The organism is Allobosea sp. BH3 (genome assembly GCF_025499465.1).
GTDB lineage: Bacteria > Pseudomonadota > Alphaproteobacteria > Rhizobiales > Beijerinckiaceae > Allobosea.
The window spans coordinates 286743-306000 of sequence record NZ_JAIMCA010000002.1 but is presented as its reverse complement, the minus strand read 5'-3'; the positions used below and the strand labels follow the sequence as shown (position 1 = coordinate 306000).

Genomic DNA, 19258 nt, shown 5'->3' with positions numbered 1-19258 from the left:
ACCGACATGCCGCCGCGTTTTCAGGAGCCCTATTGCTCGGCCGGCTGCCCCGTCGAGGCCGCGCTCGGCCTGATCGGCGGCAAGTGGAAGGGCATCGCGCTCTATCACCTGACGGGAGGCACGCTGCGCTTCAGCGAGCTGCGCCGGCGCATTCCGGGCGTGACCCAGCGCATGCTGACCACACAGCTGCGTGAGCTGGAGGCGGACGGGCTGATCCTGCGCGTCGTTTATCCGGAAGTGCCGCCGCGCGTCGAATACAGCCTCTCCGCGAAGGGCCGCACTCTTGAGCCGGTCATCATGGCGTTGAAGGCCTGGGGCGAGCAGCACGCCCGCACGTCCGTTTCCGCTGCTGCGTCGGAAGCGGCGGCCTGAGCGCTCAGCCGACCGGGATCACGTCGACTGCGACGCCGACCTTCTGCGTGCCGGGGCCTATCACCACGCCGTCGAGCGGGGCGACATCGGCATAGTCGCGGCCGAAGGCGGTGACGATGTGGTCGTCGGCGACGATCAGGTCGTTGGTCGGGTCGAGCCCGACCCAGCCTGTGTCCGGCCCGCACCACAGCATCACCCAGGCATGGCTGGCATCGGCGCCCTCGAGCCGCTTCTCGCCGGGAGGCGGGATGGTGCGGATATAGCCGGAGACATAGGCGCCCGGCAGGCCAAGACCACGCAGTCCGGCGATCATGATGTGGGCGAAGTCCTGGCAGACGCCGTGTCGCGCCGCGAAGGCCTCGGCCAGCGGCGTCGTCACCTCCGTCGCCTCGGGATCGTAGGTGAAGTCGCGGCGGATGCGCGCCATCAGCTCGCTCGCCGCCTCCAGCACCGGCCGGCCGGGGGTGAAGGACGTGCGGGCATACTCGACCACGCCCTGCACATGCGGCACGAGCCGGCTCGGATAAAGATGATGCGTCGGCGAATCCGGGGCGAGGCTGGTCGAACCCAGCGCGAGCCGCGCCACCTCCTCCCAGCCTCTGGTCAGGGCCGGGTGCGGCGGGGCCGGGCGATTCACCTCGATGCGCGCCCGCATCTCCACCTTCAGCTCGCGATGCGGCTTGGTGATGGTGATGGTCGTCATCCGGTTGCCGAAGAAGCAGATTCCGTCGCTGCGTTCGGCCGGGCGCGGGGTGATCAGCAGTTCGCTCTTCTGCACGTCCTGGCCGACGCCGCTGCGCGGCAGCAGCCGCAGGATGCAGCGGGCGAAGGGCACCGAGCGGCTGTAGCCGTAGGTGGTGAGATGGCGCAGCTCGTAGATCACGCGATGCTCGTCAGCCGCGTGTTTTGCGGATCGCTGTTCTGCAGGAAGTAGCGGTCGGCGATGGCGCTGGAGAGGCCCATCAGTAATTGCTCGAACAGCAGGATGCTGGCGCGGTCGAGCCGGCCGGCCTCCGTGGTGCGGCAATCGGCGGCGAGCCTGAGCACCAGCCGACGCGGGTCTTCCAGCATGCCGTCATCGGTCAGCGTCGGCAGGGCGGCGATCTCGGCATCGAGCCGCTCGATCTGGAACGCGACCGAGCGCGGATTGTAGGGGTCGAGCATCACGAGATCGAGCACAGGCTGCAGGCTAGCGCCCAGCAGGTAGCGGGAGCGATAGCTGATCTGCGAATCCGTCAGGTCGAGCAGCGCGTCGAGGCTGTCGCCCGATGCGTGGCTGTCGGCGAACTGCCGCGCGAAGCGGCAGGTCGCGATGCCCCGCTCCATCCGCCGGCCGATGTCGAGGAAGCGCCAGCCCGGGCCGCGCACCATGTTCTCCTGGCTGAGGCCCGAGAAGGCGGCGAGCGATTTCAGCGCCCGATCCGCGATCTCAAAGGTCTCGCCCTCGCTCGGCTTGCGGCCGTCTTCCGGCAGGAGCTGCCGCTGCAGATCGCTGAAGATCCGCCAGGCATCGACCGAAAGGCGCTCGCGGATCACCGAGGCCGTGCGCCGCGCCTCGCGGATGGATGCGGCGGCGGAGCCGTAATCGTCGAGGCTGTAGAGCGCCGCATAGGCCTGTGCCGCCGGTGTCCGCTTCTCCTGCCCGCCGGGGGCGCCGCCCCAGGCGACGAGCATGCCGGCGAGCTGGCGCACCGTGTCGTTACGGCCGGGCGCGGGGTCGGCATCGATCAGCCGGCCGAGCAGGGCGCGCACCAGGCGCAGCGTCGCCTCGCCGCGCTCCAGATAGCGCCCGAGCCAGAACAGGTTGTCTGCGGCGCGGCTCGGCAGCGTTCCGGTGATGCGACGGATGCTGATGCGGTCGGGCGTCGGGAGCAGCGTCACCTGCGCAACCGGCTCGCTCGACGTCACCCAGACGTCGCTGGAGCGCACGCCGTTGCGCATGTTGACCGCGCGCGCATCCGGCTCGTCCGAGATCCGGCAGAAACCGCCGGGCATCACCTTCCAGCCATCCGGCGTATGGGCGGCAAAGACGCGCAGCGTCATCGGATGTGGTTCCAGCCGGCCGTTCTGGAAAACGGGCATGGTCGACAGCCGCACCACCTCCTGCCCGACATAGTCGCGTCCCTGCGCCTCGATCAGCCCGCGCAGCGCCTCGCGGTTGGCCGGCGAGAGCTCGCCGGCGAGCATCGGGGCGTTATCGGACCCGCCTGCGGTGCTGCGGAAGGCGGGCGCCACGCTCATCTCGGAGAGGCGGTCGAGCACCGTCTGCCGTTCATGAGGCTGGCCGCACCACCATGTCGCGATATTGGGCAGGATCAGCTCTTCGCCGGTGAGCTGCCGGGCGATGGCGGGCATGAAGCCCATCAGCGCGCGCGCCTCGACGACGCCGGAGCCGAGCCCGTTGGCGACATGGACATTGCCGCGACGCACGGCCTCGACCAGCCCGGCCACGCCGAGTGCCGATCGGGCATTCAGTTCGAGCGGATCGGCGAAATCGCCATCGATGCGACGCCAGATCACATCGGCGCGCTTCAGGCCCGCGATGGTGCGCACATGCACGCGCCCGTCGCGCATCAGCAAATCGCCGCCCTCGACCAGCAGGAAGCCGAGATAGCGCGCGAGATAGGCCTGCTCGAAATAGCTCTCGTTCATCGGGCCCGGCGTCAGCAGGGCGATGCGCGGCTCGATCCGCTTCGAATGCTGCACGAGCCCGGCGCGGAAACCCTGGAAGAAGGCCGCCAGCCGCTCGATGTTCATGCTGCGGAACATGTCCGGGAAGGCGCGCGCCAGCGCCAGCCGGTTCTCCAGCGCGTAGCCGGTGCCGGAGGGCGCCTGCGTCCGGTCCTGCAGCACCCACCAGCGCCCGTCCGGGCCGCGGCCGAGATCGGCGGCGTAGAGTTGTAGCGACCCGCCGCCGGGCGTTCCCTGCACCGGGCGCAGATAATCCGGGCTGCCCGTGACCACGGCGGCCGGAACGAGGCCGCTCGCGATCAACTCGCCCGGCCCGTAGATGTCGTCGAGCAGCCGCGACAGGAGTTCCGCGCGCTGGGTGACGCCGGCCGCGATCACCTCCCACTCGCTCTCGGGAATGACGAGCGGCACATGCGAGAGCGGCCAGGGGCGCTCGCCGACACCGGGGTCGCGCTCGTCGATATCGCCATGGACGCGGTAGGATACGCCGGTGTCGCGGACATGCCGATCGGCCAGCCCGAAGCGCTGGGAGAGCTCGGACGGCGTCAGCGCGCACCATCCAGCCAGGAACGGCTCCCAATGCGGGCGCACGGCGCCGGCCTCGTCGAGAAACTCGTCGAAGACGCCGGGCAGCGGGCGATAGCCGGCAAGCAGCGCCGCGCGCCGCTCCGTCCTGCTGCGTCCCCCAGACCGGGTGCGGCTTTCGACAGCCATGTGTCCTTCGAGACTCCCGAACGCGCTGTCCGTCTGGCTCGAACAGCCGAGCGGACAGAATGCGCGCCAACCAGATCTAGCGCCTCAGATCCAGCGTGAGCGGGAATTCGGCGCTGCGTTCCTCCGGCGGAATCGCCAGAGCGCCGGGACTATGACCGATCGACTCGAAACGCGCGAGCCGTCTGGCCTCCGCCTCATAGGAATTGACCGGGGGTGTCTCGTAATTGCGACCCCCGGGGTGGGCGACATGGTAGACGCAGCCGCCCAGCGAGCGGCCGACCCAGGTGTCGACGATGTCGAAGGTCAGCGGCGCATGCACCGGGATGGTGGGGTGCAGGCCCGAGGCCGGCTGCCAGGCCTTGAAGCGCACGGCGGCCACCGCCTCGCCCGGCACGCCGGTCTCGCTCATCGGCAGGCGCCGCCCGTTGCAGGTGATCAGATGTCGGCCCGGCACGAAGCCCGTCGCCTTCACCTGCAGCCGCTCGACCGAGGAATCGACATAGCGCACCGTGCCGCCGATCGCGCCTTCCTCGCCCATCACATGCCAGGGCTCCAGCGCCTGCCTGATCTCGATCTCGACGCCGCCATGGGTCACCTTGCCGAAGAAGGGGAAGCGGAACTCCGCCTGCGCCTCGAACCAGACCGGATCGAAGGCATAGCCGGCGCGCTTGAGGTCCGCGAGCACGTCCTGGAAGTCGCGCCAGACCATCTCGGGCAGCATGAAGCGGTCATGCAGCGCCGTGCCCCATCTGACCAACTTGCCTTCCTGCGGCTCGCGCCAGAACCAGGCGATGAGCGCGCGCAGGAGAAGCTGCTGCGCCAGCGACATGCGCGCATCCGGCGGCATCTCGAAGCCGCGGAACTCGATCAACCCCAGCCGTCCGGTCGGCCCGTCCGGTGAATACAGCTTGTCGATGCAGATCTCGGTGCGGTGCGTATTGCCGGAGACGTCGACAAGCAGGTTGCGGAACAGCCGGTCCACCAGCCAGAGCGGGGCCGGCGCCTCGCCCGGCTTCGGCACGTGGGAGAGTGCGATCTCCAGCTCGTAGAGCTGGTCCTGCCGGGCCTCGTCGATGCGGGGTGCCTGGCTGGTCGGGCCGATGAAGAGGCCGGAGAAGAGGTAGGACAGCGCGGGGTGCCGGTTCCAGTAGAGCACGATGCTCTTGAGCAGATCCGGCCGGCGCAGGAAGGGCGAGTCCGCCGGCGTCACCCCGCCGAGCACGACATGGTTGCCGCCGCCCGTGCCGGTGTGGCGCCCGTCGACCATGAACTTCTCGGCACAGAGCCGCGTCAGCCGCGCCTCCTCATAGACGCCGCGGGTGATTTCGACCGCCTCGCGCCAGTCCTTCGCCGGATGGATGTTGACCTCGATGACGCCGGGATCGGGCGTCACCTTGATGACGTTGAGCCGGGGGTCGAACGGGGGAGGGTAGCCCTCGATGTGAACGGGCTGGCCCATCTCCTCGGCAACCGACTCGACCGAGGCGACGAGGTCCAGGTAATCCTCCAGCTGCTCGACCGGCGGTAGGAAGACGCAGAGCACGTTGTCGCGGATTTCGAGGCTGAGCGCGGTGCGCACATGCTCGCCGCCGATCTCCTGCTCCCGTCGGTCCTGCACCGGCCCGGCAGCCTGCGCGCCGATCGACCTCTGCGGCGCGGCGGGGCGCCCATCGGTACTCGCTGCGGCAGCGGCGGGGGCGGCGGGGCCGTGCCAGGCTTCGGGATGCGCGCCCCAGCTTGCCCCGGCCGGCCCTGCCGGCGGCAGCGCCGGCCTCGGCTCCATCGGGTCCTGCGGGTGGATATGCGGATACTCCGCCTTGGGGACGACGGGCAGCGCGTTCAGCGGCAGGCGATAGCCGACCGGCGAGTCGCCCGGCACGAGGAAGAGCTTGCCGCGGCGCAGGCGCCATTTCTCCGAGCGCCAGCGCCGGTCCTCCGCCGCCGCCTGCCAGCGCTGCACGGGGATGACATAGCCGCGCGGGTTGCCGAGCCCGAGCTCGAAGACGCGCGCCATCCGCGCCCGCTCCTCCGGGTCGGAGAGGCGGGAATCGAGCGGGTCGACATTGTCGGGAAGCTGCGCCTCCTTGAGGAGCCAGTGGCCGGTGTCCTCATAGGCCGGCAGCACATAATCGGCGCCGAGGCCGAGCCTCTCGGACAGTCCGGCTGCCAGTGCCTCGGCTTCGCGGATCGAGGCACCCGTCTCCAGCTCGCGGTCGCCGCCCGTCTGCGCGCCGGGCTCGCGGGCGATCAGATCGGCATTGCGCCAGATCGGCTGCCCGTCCTGGCGCCAGTAGAGCGCGAAGGCCCAGCGCGGCAGGCTCTCGCCCGGATACCATTTGCCCTGGCCGTAATGCAGCATCCCGCCCGGCGCGAAGCGCTCGCGCAGCCGCCGGATCAGCACGTCGGCGCGCTGGCGCTTGGTCGGGCCGACGGCGTCGATGTTCCATTCCTCGCCCGTCTGGTCGTCGATCGAGACGAAGGTCGGCTCGCCGCCCATGGTCAGGCGCACATCCTGCGCCTTCAGCTCGGCCTCGACCTTGCCGCCCAGCGCATCGAGCTCGGCCCAGGATTCGTCGGAGAAGGGCAGCGTGATGCGCGGCACCTCATGGACGCGCGTCACGCTCATATGGAAGTCGAAGGTTGTCTCGGCATAGCTCGCCACGCCCGAAACCGGGGCGGCCGCGCGATAATGTGCCGTCGCCGCCAGCGGCAGATGCCCTTCGCCGGTGAGAAGCCCCGAGGTCGGATCGAGCCCGATCCAGCCTGCGCCGGGGATGTAGACCTCGGCCCAGGCATGCAGGTCGGTGAAGTCCTTGTCCGTGCCGCGCGGCCCCTCCAGCGGGTCGATATCCGCCTTCATCTGGATCAGGTAGCCGGAGACGAAGCGGGCCGCGAGGCCGAGATGGCGCAGGATCTGGACAAGCAGCCAGCTCGAGTCGCGGCATGAGCCCGAGCCGACCGAGAGCGTATGCTCCGGCTCCTGCACGCCGGGCTCCATGCGGATGCCATAGGCGATCATCCGCTGCAGCTGCGCATTGAGATCGACGATGAAGTTCACCGTATTGGGGGCCTCACGCGGCAGCCTGGCGAGGAGGCTCTGCAACAATGGCCCGGCAGGCTCGGTGACAAGATAGGGCGCGAGCTCCGCGCGCAGCTCCGGCGCATAGGCGAAGGGGAAGCTCTCGGCCTCCGTCTCCACGAAGAAGTCGAACGGGTTGATGATCGAGAGCTCGGTGACGACATCGACCTCGATGCGGAACTCCGTCACCGGCTCGGGAAAAACGAAGCGCGCCAGCCAGTTGCCGGCCGGGTCCTGCTGCCAGTTCACGAAGTGCTGCGCCGGCGTCACCTTCAGCGAGTAGCTCTGGATCGCCGCGCGGCAATGCGGGGCCGGCCGGAGGCGGATGATCTGCGGCCCGAGCGTGACCGGCCTGTCGTAGCTGTAGTGCGTGACGTGGTTCAGCGCGGCGATGATAGCCAAATGCCCGGCCCCCTGGTCGCACGGCGGAAACGCCGCCTCCGTCAGGTTAGCGAGGCGGCGAACCTTAGCAAGGCACCTTCGGAGCACGGCGTCGCCACTCCGCCGTCGCTGCTGCCCAAGGAATGTGCACAATGCCGTGCAGCGCCCTCCGGATCGACTTTCGGAGGCTGGACAGGCGCCTTGGAAGGGTTGCAGATAACCGCCAACGGGCACCAACGACCCGCGATCATGAACGATGGGGAATGCGATGCGTCACGTAGCCAAGTTGATGGCGGTTTCGGCCTTTGCCGGCCTGATGACGACGACGGCGGTCTTTGCGCAGACGCCGAAGGACACGGTCGTCATGGCCAAGCAGATCGACGACATTATTACGCTCGATCCGGCCGAGGCCTTCGAGTTCTCCGGCGTCGAAGTCGGCGCCAATGTCTACGACAAGCTGATCGGCGTCGATCTGGCCAACGGCAACAAGCTGATCGGCGAACTCGCCGAAAGCTGGACCGTCAGCCCGGACCAGCTCACCTACACCTTCAAGCTCCGGCCGAACGTCAAGTTCCACTCCGGCAACGCCCTGACCGCGGCCGATGTCGTCTATTCGATCCAGCGCGCGGTGACGCTGAACAAGTCGCCCGGCTTCATCCTCACCCAGTTCGGCCTGAACAAGGACACTGTCCTCGAAAAGGTGAAGGCACCGGACGCGAACACGGTCGTCATCACGGTCTCGCAGCCCTTCGCACCGACCTTCTTCCTGAACTGCCTGACCTCCGGCGTCGCGGCTGTCGTCGACTCCAAGCTCGTCAAGGCGAACGAGAAGGACGGCGACTGGGGCAATGCCTGGCTCAAGCTGAACTCGGCCGGCTCGGGCGCCTACAAGGTCCGCTCCTATCGCCCGAACGAGCAATATGCGCTGGACGCCAATGAGAGCTGGTACAAGGGCGCGCCGAAGGCGAAGCGCATCATCGTGCGCCACGTCGCCGAGCCGGCCTCCCAGCGCCTGCTGCTGGAGAAGGGCGATGTCGATATGGCCCGCAACCTCTCCAAGGACCAGCTCGCCAGCGTCAAGGACAATAAGGACGTCGAGATCGTCCAGGGCGACAAGGGCTACATCCTCTATCTCGGCCTGAACCAGAAGAACCCGAACCTGGCCAAGCCCGAGGTGCGCGAGGCGCTGAAGTGGCTGGTCGACTATGCCGCGATCGAGAAGAACATCGTCGAGGGCACCTACAAGGCCCATGAATCCTTCCTGCCGAACGGATTCCTCGGCGCGATCGGCGACAAGCCCTACAAGTTCGATCTCGCCAAGGGCAAGGAACTGCTCGCGAAGGCGGGGCTCGCCAACGGCTTCACCGTCACCATGGACACCCGCTCGGTGAACCCGATCACCGATATCGCCCAGGCCATCCAGTCGACCTGGGGGCAGGCCGGCGTCAAGCTCGAGCTGATCCCCGGCGACGGCAAGCAGACCCTGACCAAGTACCGCGCCCGCACCCATGACATCTATATCGGCCAGTGGGGCCCGGACTATCTCGACCCCCACACCAATGCCGAGACCTTCGCCATCAACGAGAACAACGGCGAGGACGCGAAGTCGAAGACGCTGGCCTGGCGCAATGCCTGGGACATCCCGGAGATGACCAAGAAGACCCAGGCGAACGTGCTGGAGTCCGACGCCGCCAAGCGCGCCGCCGTCTATGGCGACATCCAGCGCGAGCACCAGAAGGTCTCGCCCTTCGTCATCATGTTCCAGCAGGTCGAGGTCACGGCCGAGCGCAAGAACATCAAGGGCTGGGTCATCGGCCCGAGCTCCGACACCAACTTCTACTGGACCATCAGCAAGGGCTGAGCGCGTCACGCGTTGATAGGACCCGCCGCTGCCGCTTGCTGGCCGCGGCGGGTTCGTCGTTTCGAGAGCATTTTCAAGCGAAATGGACGCCGGTTCGCGTGAAAATGCTCCAGAGCTGTGGATTTCCGCGCCGCTGCCCTTGGAGCAGGGCTTGTATTCCGCAGCGGGCTGCTCTTGGGAGCGGGCTGATTTCCGCAGGGCGCATCACAGAATGACGGTCGGTTGAATGACAGCAGCATCGGGTTTGGCAGCACGGAGTGCGCGCTGGGGTAGGATCGTCGGGCGCGAGCTCGTCACCGTGGCGATCACGATCTTCGGGCTGCTCCTCGTCACCTTCCTGATCGCGCGCGTGATGCCGATCGATCCGGTGCTCGCCGTGGTGGGCGATCGTGCTCCCGCCGATGTCTATGAGAAGGCGCGACTCGATCTGGGCCTCGACAAGCCGCTCTGGACGCAGTTCGCCATCTATATCGCCAAGGTCTTCACCGGCGATCTCGGCACCTCGGTGCTGACCGCCCAGAAGGTGACGGACGATATCAAGACCGTCTTTCCCGCGACGCTGGAGCTCGCCACGCTCGGCACGCTGATCGGCGCTGTCTTCGGCGTGCCCTTCGGCATCTTCGCCGCCACGCATCAGGGCCGCTGGCCGGACCAGGTCGCCCGCATCGTCGGCCTGCTCGGCTATTCCATCCCGGTCTTCTGGCTCGGCCTGATGGGGCTGTTGCTGTTCTACGCCAAGCTCGGCTGGGTCGCCGGGCCGGGCCGGCTCTCGATCGCCTATCAGGATTTCGTCGATCCGATCACCGGCATCGTCATGCTGGACGCCGCGCTCCAGGGCGAATGGGACGCCGTCCGCGACGCCTTCTCGCATCTCATCCTGCCGGCCTCGGTGCTCGGCATCCTGTCGATTGCCTATATCAGCCGCATGACCCGCAGCTTCCTGATCAACGAGCTGCAGCAGCAATACGTCATCGCAGCGCGCGTTAAGGGCGTGCCGGAATGGCGCGTCGTCTGGGGCCATGCGCTGCGCAATGCGGTGGTGCCGCTCGTCACCGTCATCGCGCTCTCCTACATGCACCTGCTCGAAGGCTCGGTGCTGACCGAGACGATCTTCGCCTGGCCGGGGCTCGGCCGCTACATCACGAACTCGCTGCTCAACGCCGACATGAACGCGGTCCTGGGCGGCACGCTCGTCGTCGGCGCCGTGTTCATCGCGGTCAACCTGTTCTCCGACATCATCGGCCGGCTGGCCGATCCCCGCGCGCGCTGAGGAGGATGGCATGAGCGACACCTCCGTTTCCGACCGCAGCGGCTGGCGCGACTGGCTGATGAGCACCTCGCCGGCCTCGCGCCGGCAGGCCAGGCTCGGCCAGTTCTACCGGCAGTGGCTTGCCTTCCGCAGCAACCCCTCCGCCATGATCGGGCTCGTGATCGTGGTGGCGCTGCTGCTCATTGCGGCCGCAGCGCCGCTCGTCGCCTCGCAGGACCCGCTGGTGCAGGATCTGCCGCAGCGCCTGCAGCCGCCGTCCTGGGCGCATCTGTTCGGCACCGACGCGCTCGGGCGCGACATCTTCAGCCGCGTCGTCTACGGCACGCGGGTCACGCTGGTCATCGTGCTGCTGGTCGTCATCACGGTCGGCCCCATCGGCCTGCTGATCGGCTGCGCCGCCGGCTATCTCGGCGGCTGGGTCGACACCGTGCTGATGCGCATCACGGACGTCTTCCTCGCTTTCCCCCGCCTCGTGCTGGCGCTCGCCTTCGTCGCGGCGCTGGGGCCGGGGCTGGAGAACGCCGTCATCGCCATCGCCTTCACGGCCTGGCCGCCCTACGCGCGCGTGGCTCGCGCGGAGACGATGGTCATCCGCAACGCGGACTACATCTCCGCCATCCAGCTTCAGGGTGCCTCGCAGGGGCGCATCGTCTGGAAGCATGTCGTGCCAATGTGCATGCCCTCGCTGATCGTGCGCACGACGCTCGACATGGCGGGCATCATCCTCACCGCCGCCGGCCTCGGCTTCCTGGGCCTGGGCGCGCAGCCGCCGATCCCGGAATGGGGCGCGATGATCTCGGCCGGTCGCGAGCAGATCTTCGATCAGTGGTGGGTCGCGACCTTCCCGGGGCTCGCGATCTGCGTCGTCGCGCTCGGCTTCAACCTGCTGGGCGACGGACTGCGCGACGTCATGGATGCGAGGTGAGGTGATGCAGACCCTCGCGAACAAGGCCGAAGCGCCTCTCCTCGACATCGACAACCTGAAGGTCGATTTCCACACGCCGACCGGCATCGTGCAAGCCGTGCGTGGCCTGTCCTTCACGCTCGGGCGCGAGCGGCTCGGCATCGTCGGCGAATCCGGCTCCGGCAAGTCGATGACCGGCCGCGCCATCCTCGACCTGATCCCGCATCCCGGCGTCGTCGGTGCCGACCGCATGCTCTTCCGCGGGCAGGACCTGATGTCGATGGACAGGAAGGCGCGGCGCAAGCTGCGCGGCCGCCATATCTCGATGGTGATGCAGGACCCGAAATTCTCGCTGAACCCGGTCCAGACCGTGGGCAGCCAGATCGCCGAGGCCTATCGCATCCACCACAAGGCCGGCTCCCGCGAGGCGCGCGAGCGCAGCCTCGCCATGCTGGAGCAGGTGCAGATCCGCGAGCCGGCGCGCGTTTACGATCTCTATCCGCACGAGGTCTCGGGCGGCATGGGCCAGCGCGTCATGATCGCGATGATGCTGATCGCCGAGCCCGAGATCCTGATCGCCGACGAGCCGACCTCGGCGCTCGACGTCACCGTCCAGCTCCAGATCCTCAAGATCCTCGACGATCTCGTCAGCCAGCGCGGCATGGGCCTGATCTTCATCAGCCACGATCTGCATCTGGTGCAATCCTTCTGCGACCGCGTCATTGTCATGTATGGCGGCAAGGTGATGGAGACGCTGCCGGCCGCCGAACTTGCCGACGAAAGCGCGCGCAGCCGCCGTCACCCCTATACGCTCGGCCTGCTGAACTGCCTGCCGGACCTCGACCGTCCGCGCGAAAAGCTTCCGACCCTCAACCGCGATCCGGCGTGGCTGGCATGACGAACACTGCGATCTCCGTCGAAAAGCTCAACGTCTCCTTCGGCGATTCCCATGTCGTGAAGGACCTCTCCTTCACCGTGGGGCAGGGGGAGAGCTACGGCCTCGTCGGCGAGTCGGGCTCAGGCAAATCGACCGTGCTGCGCGTCCTCTCCGGCCTCAACCGGGACTGGAGCGGCACAGTCGCGATCGAGGGCGCCGTACAGCCCAAGCTCCGCGCCAAGGCCTTCCACCGCAACGTCCAGATGGTCTTCCAGGACCCTTACGGCTCGCTCCACCCCAAGAAGACGATCGACGACGCCTTGGCCGAGCCGCTGGCCATCCACGGCATCCGCGACGCGCAGGCACGCATCGGCAAGACGCTCTCCGATGTCGGCCTGCCGGCCTCCTTCCGCTTCCGCTTTCCACACCAGCTTTCCGGCGGCCAGCGCCAGCGCGTCGCGATTGCCCGCGCGCTCGTGCTCGAGCCCTCGATCCTGCTGCTCGATGAGCCGACCTCGGCGCTCGATGTCTCGATCCAGGCGGAGGTGCTGAACCTGCTTTCGGCACTGCGGCACGAGCGAAAGCTCACCTATATCCTCGTCAGCCATGACCTCGCAGTGGTCGGCCATATGTGCGAGCGCCTGCTCGTCATGCAGTTCGGCCGCGCCGTCGAGGAAATGGCGGTCGGCACGCTTTCGGCTCGCCAACCGCAGACGGCCTATGCCCAGCAGTTGCTGACGGCGAGCGAGGGATTCCGGCGGGCGGGCTGAGGGCTTGCGGGATTGCCGACCGAGGATTGAACGCGGCGGGAGCCGGCTCTGCGCCATTCCCTCTTTGCAGTGCTGGCAAACCGTCTCACTCTGGTCGCAGCCTCGCGCTAACGCATGTTCCGTCTGAGGTCGGCAATCGAATCGCAGGGATTTGCGCGCCATGATTGGACCCGGCACCGCCGCACGGAGTTTCACGTCCATGGACGCTATTGTCGACAACGCGCTTCGCCCGGAGACGATCCCGGAGCGGACGCCGGTTCCGCCGTTCGATCTCGTGATCTTCGGGGCCGCCGGGGACCTCGCGCTGCGAAAGCTCTTCCCGGCGCTGGCCCAGCGCAGTCGCGAAGGCGTCCTGCCTGATGAAAGCCGCATCCTCGGCATCGTTCGCAAGCCGGAGGATGTCGAGGCGCTGCCGAAGCAGATCGCCAAGCGCCTGCACGAGGAAGGCCTCCCGGAGTATCAGGTGGAGACCTTCCTGCGTCGGCTCACCACGGTGCAGGTCGATGCCGTCCAGCCCGAGACCTATGCGGCCCTGAAGCAGGCCTTGGGCGAGAGCGAGCGCGTTCGCTCCTTCTATCTTTCAACCCCGCCGGACCTCTTCATCCCGATCTGCGAGAACCTGGCCAAGGCCGATATCCTGACGCCGACCTCGCGCGTCATCCTGGAGAAGCCGCTTGGCCGCGATCTCGCCTCGGCGCGGCAGATCAACGATGCCGTTGCGCGCATCCTGCCCGAGAGCCGCACCTACCGGATCGACCATTACCTCGGCAAGGAAACGGTCCAGAACCTGCTGGTCCTGCGCTTCGCCAACACGCTGTTCGAGCGCTCCTGGTCCAGCCGCGACATCGACCATGTCCAGATCACCGTCGCCGAGACCGTCGGTCTCGAGCAACGCGCCGGCTATTACGACAAGTCCGGGCATATGCGCGACATGGTGCAGAACCATCTGATGCAGCTGCTGACGCTCTTCGCCATCGAGCCGCCGAACATGCTGGAGGCCGGCGCCGTCCGCGACGAGAAGATCAAGGTGTTGAAGGCGCTGCGCCCCATCGTCGGGCCGGATGTCCAGCGCTACACCGTGCGCGGGCAATACGGCCCCGGCCAGATCGACGGCCAGCGGGTCAGGGGCTACGCCGAGGAACTGGGCCATGGCAGCAACACCGAGACCTTCGTCGCAGTGCGTTGCGAGATCGACAATTGGCGCTGGGCCGGCGTGCCGATCTATCTGCGCACGGGCAAGCGCATGGCGCAGCGCTATTCCGAGATCGCCGTCACCTTCAAGCCGGTGCCTCATTCGATCTTCAGCAATGGCTCCGGCGACAGGCTCGACGCGAACCGCCTCTTCATCCGCCTGCAGCCGAATGATGGCCTCCAGCTCCAGCTCATGATGAAGGTGCCGGGCTCCGGCCGGCTCAAGGTCGTGCCGCGCCAGCTTGACCTGCGCTATTCCACTGCCTTCGACGAGCGCACGCCGGATGCCTATGAGCGGCTGCTGACCGATGCGATCCGCGGCGACCAGACGCTGTTCATGCATCGCGACGAGGTCGAGCAGGCCTGGACCTGGGTCGATCCGATCATCAACGGCTGGCAGGACTACACGCCGCAGCCCCATCGCTATGCCGCTGGCAGCTGGGGGCCCTCGCAGTCGATCGGCCTGATCGAGCGCGATGGCCGCTCCTGGGCCGATCCGGACCTCGTCTGATGGCCGCCGGTCCCCTGGCCTGGTATCGCTTCGCCAATCTGGCGGAGGCGTCCGAGGCGCTGGCGGAAGCCGTATCCGTCAGGCTGAAGGCGCTTCTAACTGAGCAGGGGAGGGCGCTTCTCGCCGTGCCGGGCGGCACGACTCCGGCGCATTTCCTGGCCACGCTCGGCCGGGCCGATCTGCCCTGGGACAAGGTCACGCTGATGCCGACGGACGAGCGTTTCGTCGCGCCGGACGACGTGGCCTCGAACGAGCGCATGATCCGCGAGCATTTTGCGCCGCTGGCCGATGGGCGCGCCTCCTTCATCTCCTTCCATGGCCATGGCAGCGACATCGAGGCCGCCGCCGCCGTGCTCTGCACCCGGCTCGCCGAGTTGCCGCCGCTCGACCTGCTGGTCAGCGGCATGGGCACGGATGGGCACATCGCCTCGCTTTTCCCAGGCGCCGAAGCGGCCTTCGACGCCGTGCCGGACAGCGGCATCGTCGTCGCCCGCCCGCCCGGCCTGCCGCCGCGTCTGTCGCTCTCTCCCGAGCGCCTGATCGGCGCCGGCTGGGCGAGCCTGCTCGTCTCCGGCGCCGCCAAGGAGGCGGTGCTGAAGGCCGCTGACGGGCGCGTGTCGCCGCTGCCAGTGGATCTGCTGGTCGGCCGCGTGCTGGGGCTCGACGTCTACTGGGCGAAAGAGTAGAGCCCGAAGATCTCTTCGAAACGACTGAAAGACGGGACAATGGACGAGACGGCTGCGATTGCCCGGTTGAAGAGCTGCGGCGTGATTCCCGTGGTGGTGATCGAGGACGCCTCGCGCGCCGTCGATCTGGCCCATGCCCTCGTCGCCGGCGGCATCGACGTCGTCGAGGTCACGCTGCGCCGCCCGGCCGCGCTGGAAGCGCTCGCGGCAATCGCGAAATCGGTGCCGAAGGCGCTGCCCGTCGCCGGCACGGTGGTGACGCCAGCCCAGGTCTCGCAGGTGAAGGATGCCGGCGCCCAGGCCGTGGTCAGCCCCGGCTTCAGCGAAAGCGTCGATGAGGCCTTGCGCGCCGCGGGCCTGCCCTGGCTGCCGGGTGTCGCCACGGCGTCCGACTGCATGCGCGCCGTTGCGGCCGGCCGGACCACCGCCAAGTTCTTCCCGGCCGAGCAGGCCGGCGGCCCGCCCGCGCTCAAGGCGCTCTCCGGCCCCTTCCCACAGATGAGCTTCTGCCCGACCGGCGGCGTCGGCCTGAAGAACCTCGCCGACTACCTCGCCATGCCGCAGGTCATCTGCGTCGGCGGCTCCTGGCTGGTCCCCGCAGACGCCATCGCGGCCGGCGATTGGAAGCGGATCGAGACGCTGGCGCGCGAGGCGAAGGAAGCCTTCCGTAAGATCAGGAGCTGACGCAGCCAACGCGTCATCCCGTGCGCGCTGCGGCATGTGAATGCCGCGGCGCAGACACGGGATCGTCTTCGGAAGAGGGCGCCTTCTCGTCACGCGGTCCTGTGTCTGCGCAGCAGCGTTTCACGCTGCAGCGCGCACGGGATGACGCCCTAGGCCAACCTCTCCACCACCATCTCCGCGATCGCGAGCGAGCTCGTCAGCCCCGGGCTCTCGATGCCGAGCAGGTTGACGAGGTTCGCGACGCCGTGGACCTGTGGCCCGTCGATGCGGAAATCCGGCATCGCCTCGGTCGGTCCATGGAGCTTGGGGCGGATGCCGGCGTAGTCGGCGACGAGCGCCCCGTCAGGCAGCGCCGGCCAATAGGTGCGGATCGCAGCGTAGAACTTTTCCGCCCGCGCCGGATCGACGACGAGATCCTGGTCATGAGCGACCCATTCGACATCGGGGCCGAACTTGACGCGACCGCCCATGTCGATGGTGGCGTGGATGCCGAGCCCGGCCGCCTCCGGCACGGGATAGACCAGATGGCGGAAGGGCTGCCGCCCGGTCAGCGCGAAATAATTGCCCTTGGCATAATGCTGCACCGGGATGTGCTCGGTCGGGAAGCCCGCAAGCTGGCCCAGCAGATTCGGCGCGCCGTGCCCCGCCGAGTTGACGATGGTGGTGACGGTGTAGGTCGCAGGATCCGCGCCGCCGAAATCGACCCTGAAGCCCTCGGCCTCGCGCCGCCAGCCGGCGATCGGCGTGTTGAGCGCAAGCGAGCCGCCGGCCGCCTCGCATTCGCCGAGCAGCGAGAGCATCAGAGCGTGGCTGTCGACGACGCCCGTCTCGGGCGAGAGCAGCGCGATCTCGCAGCGAACCTCGGGCTCCATCGCCTTTGCCTCGGCTCCCGAGAGCCAGCGCAGCGATGAGACGCCGGAGGCCTGCGCTCGCGCCATGATCGTCTCCAGCGCCGGCTTCTGCGCTTCGGAGGTGGCGACGATCAGCTTGCCGCAGGCCTTGTGCGGCAGTCCGCGCTCTTGGAGATAACGGTAAAGTCGCTGGCGGCCCTCGACGCAGACGCGCGCCTTCAGCGAGCCGGGCGGGTAGTAGATCCCGGCATGGATGACCTCGGAGTTGCGCGCCGAGGTCTGGGTACCGATCCCCTCGGCGGCCTCGGCTATGACGACCTCGCGCCCGGCGAGCGCCAGGGCGCGCGCCGTGGCGAGGCCGACGACGCCGGCCCCGATCACAAGGCAATCGATGTCGCTCATCGCCCGGGCGGAGCCGTCAGGCCCGCGTCGGCATGGAGATCTCGACCAGGCTTGCCCAATAGTTCACGCCGACCGGGATCACGCTGTCGTTGAACTCGTAGGCCGGGTGATGCAGCCCCGCCGACTCGCCGTTGCCGATGTTGATGAAGGCGCCGGGGCGCTCCTCCAGCATGTAGGAGAAATCCTCCGAGCCCATGGTCGGCGGAATGTCGGTGTTGATCGCGTCCGAGCCGAAGGCCTGCTTGGTCACGCTGGTGACGAAGTCGGTCTGGCCGGCATGATTGAAGGTGACCGGGTAGCCGAGATGGTAGTCCAGCTCGTACTTCATGCCGAAGGCCTTCATCACGCCCTCGACGATCTCGGTGATGCGCTTCTGCGCGATCTCCCGGGCCTTCGGGGTCAGGGTCCGGATCGAGCCCTTGATCTCGGCCGTCTGCGGAATGACGTTGAAGGCCTCGCCGGCGTTGAGGGCCGTCACCGAGACGACGATCGAGTCGAGCGGGTCGACATTGCGGGACGTGACCGTCTGCAGGGCGCTGACCAGCGCGCAGGAGGCGACGATCGGGTCGTTGACGTTATGCGGCGCGGCGGCGTGCCCGCCCTTGCCCTCGATCTTGATGTGGAGGCGGTCCGCGGCGGCCATGGCCGGCCCCTTGCGGATTTCGAAGCGGCCCACCGCGAGCCCCGGCTTGTTGTGCATGCCGTAGACCTCCTGCACGCCGAAGCGCGTGATCAGGCCGTCGTCGATCATCGCCTTCGCGCCGGCGCCGCCCTCTTCGGCGGGCTGGAAGATCAGCACGGCCGTGCCATCGAAATCGCGCGTCTGCGTCAGGTACTTGGCGGCGCCGAGCAGCATGGCGGTGTGGCCGTCATGGCCGCAGGCGTGCATCTTGCCCGGCACGGTCGAGCGGTGCTCGAGATTGGTCTGCTCGTGGATCGGCAGCGCGTCCATGTCGGCGCGCAGTCCGATGACCTTGCCCGAATCCGAACCCTTGCCCTTGATGATGCCGACGACGCCGGTCTTGCCGATGCCGGTGACGACTTCGTCGACGCCCCATTCGCGCAGCTTGTCGGCGACGATCCCGGCCGTGCGCTGGACTTCGTACATCAGCTCCGGATGGCGGTGGAAATCGCGGCGGATCGCGGTGATTTCCGGAGCGAGCGCCGCGATGAGGTCGGTCTTAGGCATCTGGTCCTCTGAGATGGCAGCAGGCGGCCGCGCAGAAAGCGGGCGCGTCCGCATACGCTAGCCCAGCCTCGGCCCGCCTGTCCAAGCCGATCATGCGTGGGGGGCTGGCTCCGGCGGAATGGCGCGAGAAATCCGATGTCGATTAACGCAGTAGTTTAGCCATTAAGTGGTATGGTCGGGTTCAAATTATACAATATAGCAGCCTTAAAATAGTCTTTATTTTGCCACGATCTCCGATTTTTTTGCGACGCGATCCAGAAGGCGGGAGGATCATCCACAGTGTCTGATTAATGTAGTAGGAGTTTGCAATGCGTATATTAAAAATTTCAGGAATAATCTTGCCGTTATTGCCCTCCGCTGCTCTTGCTGAGGCCTCTCTCCAGAAAATCTCTTTCCAGCCGCAGGTCCGCGGGCTGGGTTGTCTGAAATCCGAAACCCGCGCGATGATCGCCGATCTCATTTCCAAGATCGGGCCGATCCAGATCACGTCGACCTGCGGAGGCCGCCATGCGCGCAATTCGCAGCATTATCGCGGCAAGGCCATCGACTTCCGTCCGCTGGCGACTTCGCCGCGAAAGGCCGCGGCCGTCGCCCGCTCGCTCAACAACATCGGTGGTGTCGGCACCTACTCCAACGGCATCGTCCATGCCGATGTGGGGGAGCTTCAGCACGCCTGGTACGGGCACAAGCGCAGCCGCTACGCTTCTGCCAGCAAGCGCAGCCGCTATGCGAAGTTTGCCCGCAGCAGCAACTGAACGGGAGCGCTGGGGCACTCCGTCATGGCCGGGCATGACCCGGCCATCTCGTGACACGGAGGCTCCAGCG

Annotated in this window: 15 protein-coding genes; 10 read left to right on the top strand and 5 right to left on the bottom strand. The window is 67.5% G+C overall.

The window, feature by feature from the left end; genetic code table 11:
* Positions 1–6 precede the first annotated feature (6 nt).
* The gene (locus BoBH3_RS06425) at positions 7–372 is read left to right on the top strand and encodes a winged helix-turn-helix transcriptional regulator (protein ID WP_262329942.1); all 366 of its coding nucleotides are present in this window, start codon (positions 7–9) and stop codon (positions 370–372) included.
* 4 nt (positions 373–376) lie between these two features.
* Here the strand turns inward: BoBH3_RS06425 and BoBH3_RS06420 are convergent, their stop codons facing one another.
* The 3 genes from BoBH3_RS06420 to BoBH3_RS06410 form a co-directional block, all read right to left on the bottom strand.
* Positions 377–1255 carry a transglutaminase family protein gene (locus BoBH3_RS06420; protein WP_262329941.1) on the bottom strand — a complete coding sequence of 293 codons (879 nt, stop codon included), beginning with the start codon at positions 1253–1255 and terminating at the stop codon, positions 377–379.
* On the bottom strand, positions 1252–3777 hold the full coding sequence (locus BoBH3_RS06415; RefSeq protein WP_262329940.1) for a circularly permuted type 2 ATP-grasp protein: 2526 nt from the start codon (positions 3775–3777) through the stop codon (positions 1252–1254). The genes BoBH3_RS06420 and BoBH3_RS06415 overlap by 4 nt, the downstream gene beginning before the upstream one ends.
* A gap of 76 nt (positions 3778–3853) precedes the next feature.
* Positions 3854–7258: a transglutaminase family protein gene (locus BoBH3_RS06410; RefSeq protein WP_262329939.1), complete on the bottom strand. Its 3405-nt coding sequence runs from the start codon at positions 7256–7258 to the stop codon at positions 3854–3856.
* A 235-nt stretch (positions 7259–7493) separates the two neighbouring features.
* Between BoBH3_RS06410 and BoBH3_RS06405 the strand changes: the two genes are divergently transcribed.
* The 8 genes from BoBH3_RS06405 (at position 7494) to eda (ending at position 15991) form a co-directional block, all read left to right on the top strand.
* Positions 7494–9098: an ABC transporter substrate-binding protein gene (locus BoBH3_RS06405; RefSeq protein ID WP_465247126.1), complete on the top strand. Its 1605-nt coding sequence runs from the start codon at positions 7494–7496 to the stop codon at positions 9096–9098.
* A 226-nt stretch (positions 9099–9324) separates the two neighbouring features.
* Positions 9325–10368, top strand: a complete 1044-nt coding sequence (locus BoBH3_RS06400; RefSeq protein WP_262329937.1) for an ABC transporter permease — start codon at positions 9325–9327, stop codon at positions 10366–10368.
* Between the two features lie 10 nt (positions 10369–10378).
* Positions 10379–11293 (top strand): nickel transporter permease, encoded by a 915-nt coding sequence (nikC, locus tag BoBH3_RS06395; protein ID WP_262329936.1) that lies wholly within the window; start codon positions 10379–10381, stop codon positions 11291–11293.
* A 4-nt stretch (positions 11294–11297) separates the two neighbouring features.
* On the top strand, positions 11298–12170 hold the full coding sequence (locus BoBH3_RS06390) for an ABC transporter ATP-binding protein (protein WP_262329935.1): 873 nt from the start codon (positions 11298–11300) through the stop codon (positions 12168–12170).
* The gene (locus BoBH3_RS06385; protein ID WP_262329934.1) at positions 12167–12919 is read left to right on the top strand and encodes an ABC transporter ATP-binding protein; all 753 of its coding nucleotides are present in this window, start codon (positions 12167–12169) and stop codon (positions 12917–12919) included. The genes BoBH3_RS06390 and BoBH3_RS06385 overlap by 4 nt, the downstream gene beginning before the upstream one ends.
* A gap of 199 nt (positions 12920–13118) precedes the next feature.
* The gene (gene zwf / locus BoBH3_RS06380) at positions 13119–14621 is read left to right on the top strand and encodes a glucose-6-phosphate dehydrogenase (RefSeq protein ID WP_262329933.1); all 1503 of its coding nucleotides are present in this window, start codon (positions 13119–13121) and stop codon (positions 14619–14621) included.
* Positions 14621–15307 (top strand): 6-phosphogluconolactonase, encoded by a 687-nt coding sequence (locus BoBH3_RS06375; protein ID WP_262329932.1) that lies wholly within the window; start codon positions 14621–14623, stop codon positions 15305–15307. Before zwf ends, BoBH3_RS06375 begins: the two co-directional genes overlap by 1 nt.
* Positions 15308–15346: 39 nt before the next feature.
* Complete coding sequence (gene eda / locus BoBH3_RS06370; RefSeq protein ID WP_262329931.1) at positions 15347–15991, top strand: bifunctional 4-hydroxy-2-oxoglutarate aldolase/2-dehydro-3-deoxy-phosphogluconate aldolase; 645 nt, start codon at positions 15347–15349, stop codon at positions 15989–15991.
* Between the two features lie 149 nt (positions 15992–16140).
* On the opposite strand, the gene BoBH3_RS06365 is transcribed toward eda, so the two are convergent.
* Together BoBH3_RS06365 and BoBH3_RS06360 are read right to left on the bottom strand one after the other, a co-directional pair.
* Positions 16141–17244, bottom strand: coding sequence for an NAD(P)/FAD-dependent oxidoreductase (locus BoBH3_RS06365; RefSeq protein WP_262329930.1), 1104 nt, complete (start codon positions 17242–17244; stop codon positions 16141–16143).
* A 16-nt stretch (positions 17245–17260) separates the two neighbouring features.
* Positions 17261–18433, bottom strand: coding sequence for a M20 aminoacylase family protein (locus BoBH3_RS06360; RefSeq protein WP_262329929.1), 1173 nt, complete (start codon positions 18431–18433; stop codon positions 17261–17263).
* Between the two features lie 443 nt (positions 18434–18876).
* Here BoBH3_RS06360 and BoBH3_RS06355 point away from each other — a divergent pair, with 443 nt between their 5' ends.
* On the top strand, positions 18877–19188 hold the full coding sequence (locus BoBH3_RS06355) for a peptidoglycan L,D-endopeptidase MepK (protein WP_262329928.1): 312 nt from the start codon (positions 18877–18879) through the stop codon (positions 19186–19188).
* Positions 19189–19258 lie beyond the last annotated feature (70 nt).